Origin of the sequence: Desulfonatronospira sp. MSAO_Bac3 (assembly GCF_003838035.1) — a bacterium.
Lineage (GTDB): Bacteria > Desulfobacterota > Desulfovibrionia > Desulfovibrionales > Desulfonatronovibrionaceae > Desulfonatronospira > Desulfonatronospira thiodismutans.
The window spans coordinates 1-11,422 of sequence record NZ_QYZY01000049.1 but is presented as its reverse complement, the minus strand read 5'-3'; the positions used below and the strand labels follow the sequence as shown (position 1 = coordinate 11,422).

The 11,422-nt window shown below is 51.5% G+C and carries 10 protein-coding genes and 1 pseudogene; 7 read left to right on the top strand and 4 right to left on the bottom strand.

The window, feature by feature from the left end; translation table 11 throughout:
• Nucleotides 1-860, bottom strand: a pseudogene (locus D5S03_RS01485) (S41 family peptidase); the annotation flags it as partial.
• A 693-nt stretch (nt 861-1,553) separates the two neighbouring features.
• Between D5S03_RS01485 and D5S03_RS01480 the strand changes: the two are divergent.
• The 6 genes from D5S03_RS01480 to D5S03_RS01455 all read left to right on the top strand — a co-directional run bounded on the left by D5S03_RS01480 (nt 1,554) and on the right by D5S03_RS01455 (nt 7,785).
• Nucleotides 1,554-2,222: a precorrin-2 dehydrogenase/sirohydrochlorin ferrochelatase family protein gene (locus D5S03_RS01480; RefSeq protein WP_287042471.1), complete on the top strand. Its 669-nt coding sequence runs from the start codon at nt 1,554-1,556 to the stop codon at nt 2,220-2,222.
• Complete coding sequence (locus D5S03_RS01475; RefSeq protein WP_008869332.1) at nt 2,209-3,036, top strand: cytochrome C assembly family protein; 828 nt, start codon at nt 2,209-2,211, stop codon at nt 3,034-3,036. Before D5S03_RS01480 ends, D5S03_RS01475 begins: the two co-directional genes overlap by 14 nt.
• On the top strand, nt 3,036-4,355 hold the full coding sequence (gene hemA, locus D5S03_RS01470; RefSeq protein ID WP_287042470.1) for a glutamyl-tRNA reductase: 1,320 nt from the start codon (nt 3,036-3,038) through the stop codon (nt 4,353-4,355). Before D5S03_RS01475 ends, hemA begins: the two co-directional genes overlap by 1 nt.
• A gap of 1 nt (nt 4,356) precedes the next feature.
• On the top strand, nt 4,357-4,692 hold the full coding sequence (locus tag D5S03_RS01465; RefSeq protein ID WP_287042469.1) for a hypothetical protein: 336 nt from the start codon (nt 4,357-4,359) through the stop codon (nt 4,690-4,692).
• 377 nt (nt 4,693-5,069) lie between these two features.
• On the top strand, nt 5,070-6,161 hold the full coding sequence (locus D5S03_RS01460) for a KamA family radical SAM protein (protein WP_287042468.1): 1,092 nt from the start codon (nt 5,070-5,072) through the stop codon (nt 6,159-6,161).
• Between the two features lie 319 nt (nt 6,162-6,480).
• On the top strand, nt 6,481-7,785 hold the full coding sequence (locus D5S03_RS01455; RefSeq protein ID WP_287042467.1) for a glutamine synthetase family protein: 1,305 nt from the start codon (nt 6,481-6,483) through the stop codon (nt 7,783-7,785).
• A 700-nt stretch (nt 7,786-8,485) separates the two neighbouring features.
• Here the strand turns inward: D5S03_RS01455 and D5S03_RS01450 are convergent.
• Together D5S03_RS01450 and D5S03_RS01445 are read right to left on the bottom strand one after the other, a co-directional pair.
• Nucleotides 8,486-9,745: an ATP-binding protein gene (locus D5S03_RS01450; RefSeq protein WP_287042466.1), complete on the bottom strand. Its 1,260-nt coding sequence runs from the start codon at nt 9,743-9,745 to the stop codon at nt 8,486-8,488.
• 151 nt (nt 9,746-9,896) lie between these two features.
• Complete coding sequence (locus tag D5S03_RS01445; protein ID WP_287042465.1) at nt 9,897-10,214, bottom strand: hypothetical protein; 318 nt, start codon at nt 10,212-10,214, stop codon at nt 9,897-9,899.
• 332 nt (nt 10,215-10,546) lie between these two features.
• On the opposite strand from D5S03_RS01445, the gene D5S03_RS01440 reads away from it, so the two are divergent.
• Nucleotides 10,547-11,293: an N-acyl homoserine lactonase family protein gene (locus D5S03_RS01440; RefSeq protein ID WP_287042464.1), complete on the top strand. Its 747-nt coding sequence runs from the start codon at nt 10,547-10,549 to the stop codon at nt 11,291-11,293.
• 1 nt (nt 11,294) lies between these two features.
• Here D5S03_RS01440 and D5S03_RS13740 read toward each other — a convergent pair whose 3' ends face one another.
• On the bottom strand, nt 11,295-11,408 hold the full coding sequence (locus tag D5S03_RS13740; protein WP_353745143.1) for a hypothetical protein: 114 nt from the start codon (nt 11,406-11,408) through the stop codon (nt 11,295-11,297).
• Between the last annotated feature and the right edge of the window lie 14 nt (nt 11,409-11,422).

The window sequence follows — 11,422 nt, the reverse complement described above, 5'->3', positions numbered from 1 at the left end:
TCGGCATCTTCCAGGTCCAGGGAGTAGAGGCGGTCCCAGCCCTGCAGGACCACGGTGCTGCCGTCGGCGGAAACATCAAAGTGCTTAACATCCCTCTCCTGGAAATCCGTAAGCCTGACAGGTTCCGGTTCTTCATCACCCAGGTCCAGCCTGAACAGGTTTACCGTACCCAGGTCCCGGTCGGACATGAATATCAAGGTGTCTTCATCTGCCCAGCGGGCCATTCCGTCGTCTCCATCCCGGGTGGTTATGGCCTCAAACCTGTCTTCCTCCCGGTGATGCACCCATATATTCATGGCATCGGGCCCCAGGTAGTGACGCTTGTTCCAGTCGTGATAAAATCCTCCCCTGGTGAATACGGTTTTACTGCCGCATGGTGAAAGCCTGGGTTCGGAGCCGAAGGCCTGGTGCAGCCTCTCGTGCTGCCCGCCTTCGGGGGGCAGTCTGTAGGGACGGTGCTCCCGGTACACGTCCGCCTCCAGCAGACCGGAAAGGGTAATCACCTCCCGACCCTCTTCATCCATGGACCAGTCCGGATTGCGCATGAACCGGTCGCTGTGGGTCAACTGCCTTACCTGAGTACCATCCTCCCGGATACGCCACAGATTCATGTATCCGTCGCGCATGGAAGTAAACACCAGAGACTCCCCGTCCGGACTCCAGTTGGAATGCAGATCGTCATGCCTGTGGCGGGTGAGACGTCTGGCTTCTCCACCCTGGATACCGGCCAGCCAGAGATCCCCGCCTGAACTGAAAGCTATCCTGGAACCGTCCGGGCTTATGGAAGGAAAACGCGGCAGGTCCACAGCCCCGGACCCTGCCCAGGCAGTCCCTGCAAAAAGCAAAAACACAAGGAGCATGCCTGCTGCTGATAACGCCCCTAAAACTTTTGATTCCCCTGACCCTGTCCTGCAAAGCATCCTGATGATGCACGAAAATACACAATTTTTCATAAATACCCTGACCATCTTCCGGCCTTTTTTATCAATTTTTCGAACCTGGACTCTCATTCCCTGGCTGATTCCTCGCTATGCAACCACACAGCCTGCCAGAGGTTCTCAGAAAAAGGTCACTATTCACCATCTGATAAAATTGGTCAATCTATGCGCACCGCTGATATCCAGGGTCCGGGGGCTTTGCAAACCGGGCGTAAACTGTCTGAACGACGTAGGAAGCGTTGATCAAAACCGTAACACACCGAATTTGATTCAAAGCATCTTATAGGAAATATCCTGGCTATCAAACCCGTGTATAGGTTTTGATTTACGCTTCCTTGGAGTGAGTTTTTACGTCCTGTTTGCAAAGTCCACGGACCCTGGTGAATAGTTACAGAAAAAGCTTCAATCATGCACTGCCTTAAGCCAATGATTATATATTCAACCAACTGATAAGACAACGAAAAAATAGCAACAATCCCCCAATCCCCCACCTGAATTCCCAATTCCCCAATTCCCCAATTCTTCAATCCCTAAATCCCCCAATTCCTAAATTCCCAATCCCCCAATCCCCATAGCTTATTTACATCCCGGGCTTATTAGCTTATCAGTCAGGTCATGCGATACTTTCCGGTATTTCTGGACCTTGAATCCAAAACCTGCCTGGTGGTGGGGGCCGGTCCCGTGGGCCGAAGAAAGATATCCACCCTGATAAAAAGTTGTGCCGGCACAATTATTGTCATAGATCCCGGGGCAAAAAACCATCCCCTCCCGGAAGACGAATCCATACAGCTGATCAGCAGGTCTTTCCAGCCCGGTGATGTTGACGGCTGCCACCTGGTATTCGCCTGCACCTCGGACCATGAAATAAACCAGCAGGTGACCCGGGCCTGCCGCCGGAAAAATATCTGGTGCAACACTGCCACGGACCCGGCTCAGGGGGACCTTGTCCTGCCGGCGGTGCTGGAGCGCGGGGACCTGATTCTGGCTGTTTCCACCTGCGGGGCCAGCCCGGCCCTGAGCGCCAGGATCAAAAAGGAACTGGCCTCAAGGTATGGACCGGAATACGCTTCCTTGACCACTCTCATGTCCCGGGTTAGAAAACATGTTTTGCCCATGGGACTTCCCCAGGAGAAAAACCAGAGGATCTTCCATGCAATACTGGATTCTAATGCAGCTGAACTACTCAAAAAAGGCGACCGGCAGGGATTGCACAGGCTCCTGCAGAGTCTTCTGCCCTCCGGTGCCCACAACCATATCCAGGAGATGATCCATGCTCTCTTTTAGAATACTGGATCTTACAATTGCCCTTTTATACCTGTCCGGGGCCATCACATTTGTCCTGGGGCTTATCTATACCCGCAAGAAAGTTCAAAACGTATCTATATGGATGACCATGTGCGGGTTTGTACTGCACACTGCCGACCTGGGACTAAAATATGCCCTGGGCCTGGGGGAAGTGCTTACCCAGTCCCAGTTTTACGTAAGCCTTATGGCCTGGACTTTACTGCTCATCTTCTTTCTGCTCTGGTGGAGGCTGAAGCTCAATTTTCTGTCCTTGATAGCCGCTCCCCTGGCCCTGGTGACCTTTTCCTGGTCCCTGGCCATCTCCCCGGCTACCCTGCCCATCCCCGGGATTTTGCAGGGCCTGTGGTTTGGGCTGCACATTGGGTCGCTCTTTATAAGCATAGCCCTTCTGGCCATGGCTTTCGGGGCCGGGCTGGCCTACCTGCACCTGGACAGCAAAATCAAGACCAAGTCCAGAATGGGCAACGTAACTAAAGAACTGCCCTCCCTGACCACCTTTGACCGGGTCAACCACTGGGCGGTTCTTGCGGGCTTTCCACTTTTTACAATAGGCACTTTTTCAGGGTTTATCTGGGCCGCATTTACCTGGCGAACCATATTCACCTGGGACCCCAAGGAAATCTTCACCATAGGAGTGTGGCTGATTTTCGCCTGGCTCTTCCACAAGCGGGCCACCGGGGGCTGGAAAGGCAGAAAGCCGGCCAAGCTGGCCATCCTGATTTTTATTTTATCCCTGATATCATTCGTGGGCATCAACTTTTTCACTGAAACACATCACAGCCTAAGACCCTGATGGAACAAAAAATTCACCTTTTCGGCCTCAGCCACAAAACAGCTGAAGTTGAAATCCGGGAGAAGTTCGCCCTTACCGGATTCAATCCTGTATCCCTGGAACTGATTTCCAAGGACGGCCCTGTATACGAAGCCCTGGTTCTCTCCACCTGCAACCGGGTGGAAATCCTGTGTGTGGGGAACCAGGACAAGGAACAGGTCAAAGATAAAGTGCTTGAAAACTGGGCCGGATTCTGCGGTGCGGAAAAAGACCTGCTCAGCCGGCACATTTACCACTATACCGACCGTGAGGCCGTACGCCACCTGTTTACAGTGGCTGCCAGCCTGGATTCCATGGTCCTGGGCGAGCCCCAGATCCTGGGACAGCTCAAGGACGCCTACCGCAAGGCTGTGGAGGAGCGAAGCACCGGGGTAATCATCAACCGCATGATGCACAAGTCCTTTTCCTCGGCCAAAAGGACCCGCTCGGAGACCGCAGTCTCTTCCAGTGCAGTCTCCATAAGCTACGCAGCCGTAGAACTGGCCAAAAAAATCTTCGGCGAACTGGATATGCACAAGGCCATGCTCATCGGCGCCGGAGAAATGGCTGAACTGGCCGCCCTGCACCTGCTGAACCAGGGGCTCAAGGAGATAATGGTGGCCAACCGCACCCTGGAAAGGGCCCAGGAACTTTCCCGGAGATTCGGTGGACAGGCCATGTGCCTGGAGGATATTTTTGATTATCTGCACCATATAGATATTATAATCAGTTCCACGGGTTCCACTTCAGCCATCATCAGGGCCAGGGATATCCGGGAGGTTCTGAAAAAAAGAAAGAACAGGCCCATGTTTTTCATCGACATAGCCGTGCCCAGGGATATCGATCCGGACGTGAACCAGCTGGACAATGTCTATATATACGATATCGACGACCTGCAGGAAGTGGTGGAGGAGAACCTGGCCGGTCGCAAGGAAGAGGCCCAAAAGGCCGGAGAAATTGTCGAGCAGGAAGTGGACAAATTTGAAAAGTGGCTCAATTCCCTGGACTTGAGCCCGACAATAGTTGATCTGTTGAACAAGGGAGAAAACATCGCCCGCAAGGAAGTCAGAAAATCCCTGCGCAATCTTCCGCCGGACACAGACGAAAGAACAGTCCAGACCATGGAACACCTGGCTGAATCCCTGGTGGGCAAACTCTATCATGAACCCATAGTCTTTCTCAAACGGCGCGCCAGGGAGGAGGGTTCCTCGGAAAAATACATCGATCTGGCCCGCAAGATCTTCAACCTGGACGAGGAACAGATCCCTGAAAACCCCCATGCCGAGAAAAAAAGGAAATAGCATGCGCTCTTATATGATACAGGACATAAGACCCCGGGATATGGACACCTTCACTGCCCATCTCAAGGAAACCGGGTATAAATCCCCCATGGACGGAATATTCTGGATTCCCCTGCCCGAAAGCCTGCAGGGAAAAGCCCAGCAGGAGCACAACAGCCAGTGCGGGCCATATTACCTGGCACTGGAGGTGGGGCAGGACTGGCTTAGGCTGGAACTTCTGGTGCGCAGCGAGCAAAGACTCAGGTGCGATTGCATCATGTATGCCGACCCCGGTCAGCGCGAGGCCATGATAGAATTTCTTGATGACCTTATAAAAAACAGGGATATTGCTGTTTAGAAGGCAGAGGGCATGGGGCATAGGGCGTGGGGCCCCAGTGAAACTCCTGTCTGCGACAGGAAGCCCTCCGGGCTGTTTCACGGGGTAAACATGGGGCATGGGGCAGGGCGCAAAGCGCATGGGGCGTGGCGCATGGCGCATGGGGCTCCTGTAAAAATACTGTCCAGTTAATCTGTTTCGACTTTTTGCAGGTCTCTCTCAGAATTTGCTTGACCCTGGTCCTTGCTCATACTATTTTTTTCAGCTGATATAAACAATCTTTACGGACAGAATCACCCATGCAAAAAAATACCCACTGCACAGAAAGAAAACAGCCTCCCCAATAGGGCTTGATATTTTTACCCCAGGGGCGGAAGTGTTTTTTGGATAATTTTTTAATGAGTGAGGTATTTAGAATGCAGGAGTGGATTAAAGAACTGCAGCAGATGGTCAATACCAGGGAAAAACTGGCTGACTATGTGGATATAACCCCGGACGAGGACGCGGCCATTACCACCATGCGCACCAGGTGGGGCACGACTCCCTACTTTGCATCTCTTATGGACCCCCAGGATCCGGCCTGCCCCATCCGCAGGCAGGTTGTGCCTTCCCTGAAGGAAAAGGAAAACAAATACGGCATCCAGGACTACCTGATACACAAGGAAAACCGGGCTGTGGGTGAAAAGCGCCCGGACTGCATCGCCAGGCAGTATCAGGACCGCATCGCCTTTACCGTAACCGATGTCTGTGCCAACTACTGCCGGCACTGCTTCCGCAAAGAACTGGTGGTGGACCAGGGCCTGAGCCTGCGCTTCGATGTTGATGAAGGACTGAGCTGGATCAGGGATCACCCCGAGGTGCGTGACGTGCTCATCACCGGTGGGGACCCCTTTATCCTTTCCGATGAAAAGCTGGATCGCATCATCACAGAATTAAGGCGAATTCCGCATGTGCAGATGATCCGCTTCGGGACGCGAACCCCCATAGTTCTGCCCAGCAGGATAAACAAAGAACTTTGCGAAATTCTGGGAGATTTTCACCGGGTACCGGTATGGATCAACACCCAGTGCAACCATGCCAGGGAAATCACCGAGGAAACCGCCAGAGGGGTATACGACCTCATGCGCTGCGGAGTAAATGTGGGCAACCAGGCCGTACTGTTGAAAGGCATCAACGACGACCCACAGTCCTTCAGAGAACTGCACCAGAAGCTGCTTACAGTACGCATCCGCCCCTATTACGTCTTTTACTGCGAGCCGGCACCGGGGATAGATCATTTCCGGACCCCTGTGGAAAAAGGGGCCGAACTTATCCGGGATGCCATCCGGGGGCACACTACCGGGCTGTGTCAGCCCATGTACGTAATCGCCACCAATATCGGCAAGGTGCCCCTGATGCCCGATTATTACCTCAAGGAAAAGACAGACGAGGAATACGTTCTGAGAAACTACCTCGACCAGAACACTTCCCTGCCTGTTATTCCGGAATGAAGATGTGCCTGCAAAAACAACTTTTTGCAGGCACATCAATAAAACAGTCAATCTTGTTTCTGCCGGGACCACCTGTAACCTCCCGGCAGAAACCTTAATTTAAAAACATGACGCTCAGCCAGACAGACACTAACTTTTCCAGATCCCATTCCCCAGGCAACCCCTTGCAGATTCCCATTGCCTCGCATATTTCATGCCCTGGCACCAACCGGCTTCAGGTCCAATCATTGCATACAGATGTAAATCAACCTTGTATTCATACAACAAACGGCTTGTGTATCAAGTCTTACTCTCCAGCCTGCGCTGAAAGGAGTTCAAGATGTCAAACACAGATATTGAAGACATGATGGAACCCACCGACTCAACAGAAATCATTTTCACGGACCTTAATGGGCGTATCAGACGCCTTCCGGTCAATCCCAGAAACATCAGGCAGATTTCAGTTGAAGGCATAGGCTTTGACGGCAGTTCCGTAGCCGGTATTGCTACCGTGGAACACAGCGACCGCCTGCTCATGCCTGTTCTGGACAGCCTGAAAGTACTGCCCTTCAAGGAGAAAAAGACCTCTCTTTTCGTGGGCACCATACACAACGAGCATGGAGAAAGGGCCAGCACCGACCCCAGGTATGTCCTGGAAAAAGTCGTGGAAGAGGCCGAGGAAATGGGTTTCAGGTTCCAGGCCAGCCCGGAGTATGAGTTTTTTCTGTTTCACCAGGATCAATATTCAAGGGATCTCAATACCGACAACGCCGGCTACTGCGAGGCCGACCCCAGGGACCAGGGGGAAAGAGTCCGCAACCGCATCATAGACGTCCTGACCAGTTGCGGGGTGCCTTTTGAAAAGGCCCATCACGAAGTAAGCCCCTCCCAGCACGAGATAAATTTTGAATGCGCCGACCCCCTGAATGCCGCGGACAGAACCCTGGTTTTCAACTACGTAGCTCACATGATAGCTTCTGAACACGACCTGCATGCCAGTTTCATGCCCAAGCCCTTCAACAACAAAAACCGCAACGCCCTGCATATTCACCTGTCCATGCAGGACCTTGACGGGCAGAATGTATTCTACCAGCAGGGGGACGAGCACAACCTCAGCCATGTGGCCAGGCAGTTCATTGCCGGCATACTCAAGTACGCCAGACAGACCTCCATCCTAATGGCTTCCACCTTCAACTCCTACAAGGCATACGTTATTGAACGTGAAGCCCCGGTGGTCGTAGGCTGGGGACCGCGCAACCGTACTTCCATGGTGCGCATCCCCTATGCCACCAATGCCCAGGCCACAAGGCTGGAGCTTAGAAGCCCGGACCCGGCCGGAAATATCTACCTGCAGATGGCTGCCTTTATCAAAATGGGCCTGCAGGGCATCAGGGAAGAGCTTGACTGCAACAGCCCCGACCGGGGCAAGGCGTATTTTCAGTCCATGAAGAAAAAGCTTTGGGATACCCGGCTCTTGCCCAAGACCATGTTCGAAGCCCTGGTTGAAGCCGAAGACAGCCCGTTCCTCAAAGACCTCCTGGGAGAACAGCAGTATCAGAACCTCATGAACATCAAGACCGCGGAATGGGAAGATCACCGTACCAGCGTTACCGCCATGGAGTTTGACAGATATCTGCCTTATTAAGATTGTGGATTCTGGGATTAAGGGATTTAGGGATTGAAGGATTGGGGGATTGGACTCTTGTCTTATTGTGCACATTGACCACGCGAAGCACGTGGCAGGCTCAGCCAAAAGGAAAAAAACCGTTTCCGGATGAAAACTAAATAACTACACTTATCCACAGCAGTAAATCCAGGGCACGGTGTAGCTCCCCTCCTTAGCCAAGGAGGGGCCGGGGGTGGTTGTATGAGATCCCTTCCTTGTACAGACTGACCACGCGAAACACGTGGCAGGCTCAGCCAAAAGAAAAAAGAACTGTTTCCGGATGAAAAATAAATAAATGCACTTATCCACAGCACTAAATCCATGGCACGGTGTAGCTCCCCTCCTTAGCCAAGGGCCGGGGGTGGTTGTATGAGATCCCTTCCTTTTTCTGAATTTATCCCAAAGAAGCCTCTGTGAGCTTTGAACTCCCAGGATCACAAAACAATCCCAGCCACTATATGCCGGTTGTAACCCTTCAGGGGGGAGATATGTTAATTTTCCTGTCTGCCAGGCGGACAATGCCCCCGCACATATCCTTAAAACTATTTGCTACCTGCGCACACAAAGCCTGAAGAAATTCTAACGAATACCTGAAGACTGCGTTTAAAGAGAAAGATCTTGCCTGTCCCCCATGTCCCACTCTCACAGACGCCTTTGCGTCAGCTGCTGCAAATCTCGTTCAACCAAAGAGTCTTCTGGAGGGAACAATCCAGATACCTGGGTCAGCAGCTTTCCTGACTTCCCTGCCCCGGTAGACAACCAGTCCTCCACGCCATCTATTGCCCAGTTTTAAAGCCACATCCTGCATGGTCCGGAAGTCTTTTGCATAGACTTTATCCCGGGACTTGATCTCTACTCCGGTTATACCGGCAGGGGTCTCTATTAATAAATCCAGTTCCCTCCCGGAGCGGGTTCGGTAGAAGTAAAGCTCAGCCTCTATCTGAAAAGTACGAATCAGTTTAAATATTTCACTGATTACCATGGTTTCATACAACTCACCGCTTACACCTTCCCAAAATCCAGTAAGCTGCCGCAAGATGCCCACATCTATCCAGTACATCTTCGGAGTTTTTATGACTGTACTGGTCAGGTTTTTATAATAGGGCTGCAGGTAATAGGCCTGGTAGGAAAGCTTCAAGTATTCAAAGTAGCGCCTGGCGGTATCCACACTCAATCCGGCATCACGGGCAAGTTCCGAATAATTCAAAAGCATTGCAGATCTGAGGGCCGACAACTTCTGAAATTTGTGAAACGGGGCCAGGTCGTCAAGCCTGGCTATATCACCCAAATCTCTTTGCAGATAGGTATAGCTGTAATTTTTCAGCCACTGCCTGCGTTCAAAATCTTCAAGCTCCAAAAGTGCGGGCATCCCTCCCCAGTTAAGGCTGTACTCTTCTGTTTGTCTTAAATACGCATCTTCTTTTTCTAACAGTACAGGGGGGCAGCTTTTTAAGACTGTTTCTAATGATTCATTACCCAGAAGATGGTAAATAATGGGAAGGCGGACATGTTCCGAGTTAAAAGGGGTCTTGATTTCAGACTGCAGAAGCGGCCAGAGTTCGTAGAAAAAAGCCCTGCCGGCCAATGACTCCCTGATTTTCTTTAAGAGCAGGATCTGGCTGGATCCGGTTAATAAACTAAAGTCTATGTCCCCTTCATCAAAAGCAAATTTTACCTTTTCAAAGATATCCGGCAATTTTTGAGCTTCATCGATTAAGGCATTGCCCACACTTTCAGACCAGAGGGTACTGGAAACACCGCTTATGATTTCCCTGTTTTCCGGGGCATCAAGATTTATGTAAGCCAGATCCGGATAGAGATTTCTGACTAATGTAGTCTTGCCGGTTTGCCTGGCCCCGGTGAGCACTGCGATCCGCTTTCTGGACGCTTCAGGCAGGGTTTGTTTTAAAAAACGAAAGCGAAGTGAATCAATTTGCATGCTCGTATATTAAGCTGTAAAATTTACGACGTCAACTGTAATTTTACATTCAATTTACCTGTAAATATCAGCAAAGAGATCACCTGCCCGGGCTGTGCGTCTCCTGACATTTTCAGCTGATCCATTGACATGCGTAATTCACGAAAACCCCCTATTTCAGGTGCCCGTAACCTTCCAGGGCGTGGTCGGGGTTCACCTCTGTGCACTGCCAGTGGCCCGGGCTTAGCTGGTAGCGCCACACCACCCACTCGTCGTTGTCTATGTAATCGACATAACCAGATCCTTTTTCCCCCAGGGCTGTGGCAATAACTTCCACAGAGGGCTCAATATCCATGGGCTCTCCTTCATGCTCCACCTCGACCCGGCCGTCTCTCACCTCGAAAGGATACAGATCAGTTTTCTGCAGCTCTTCCAGCTTTTCCGGTGTAAAACCTTCAACTTCACCATATATGCGTACCGCAAATTTCATGATCGACCTCCTTTATAATATTTACAGATGCACCTGCAAAAAATCAGAAAATAACTGGCAATCATAAAAATGGATCATCTAACTCTTTGGTTTTACAGACCCCTGACGTCTGATGTCTGACGCCTGTGACTGCAAAAATGACTTTTTTCAGTCACATCTTTACAGGAGTAACCATAAAAAGCTGCAGCTGCCTGTCAACTCTACACCAGCATTGACACAAGCCATTTCTGAGCATATTTTCAGTCTGAATTTCAAGGCTGCCTGAAAACCGGTATCAGCTTGCATCAGAAACCCTGGGCACAGAGCCCCGGCTTTTCAAGGAGGACAAAACCATGGCCACATACAGGATACATCCCCTGGTTATGGGCACCAAGCGTTTCGACAAGTCCATGATGACCTACCAGCACGGCGCTGGAACTCCTTATATTATACCCATCTATGCCTGGTATCTGGAAGGCGGGGATCGTAACATTCTGGTCGACACCGGGGAGATGAGCCCCATCATATCTGAAGACCGCCGGCAGGACCTGGGTGGAACCATATACACCTTTGAGGAAGGACTGGCCAGAGTAGGTCTCCAACCAAATGACATTGATGCGGTGATCCACACCCACCTGCACAACGATCACTGCGAAAACGATGCCGAATGCGTCAATGCCGAGATATTCGTGCGTCCAGAGGAACTGGAAAGCGCCCACAACCCGCACCCGCTGGACTACAGGTACCTGGATGACTACATCCTGGACGCAGAGGAAAACGGACAGATAAGAACCGTGGAAAAGGACATGGAGCTCTTTCCGGGAATATACGTCATGCATACCCCGGCCCACACCCCGGGAGGCATGAGCGTTTTTGTTCAGACCAGCCAGGGCAGAGCCGCAATCACCGGATTTTGCGTTATTGAAGAAAACTTTGATCCCCCGAAAGAGATCAGGGCCATGGAGATGGAAGTCATTCCTCCCGGCACCCTGATCAATTCTTATCAGGCCTACGACATCATGCTCCGGGTCCGGGACAGCGCGGATATAATTCTGCCCCTGCACGAACCGCGCTTTGCAGATGGAAAAGCAGTAGGCTGATTCACATAAAGTTGCAGGCGTTTTTGCCCTGGCTTTTGGATAGATACATGGCCTTGTCCGCCCTGGCTATCATGCTGTCCTGGGTATCCTCAGGCCTGACCGTAGCTGCGCCCAGGCTGATGGTGATCC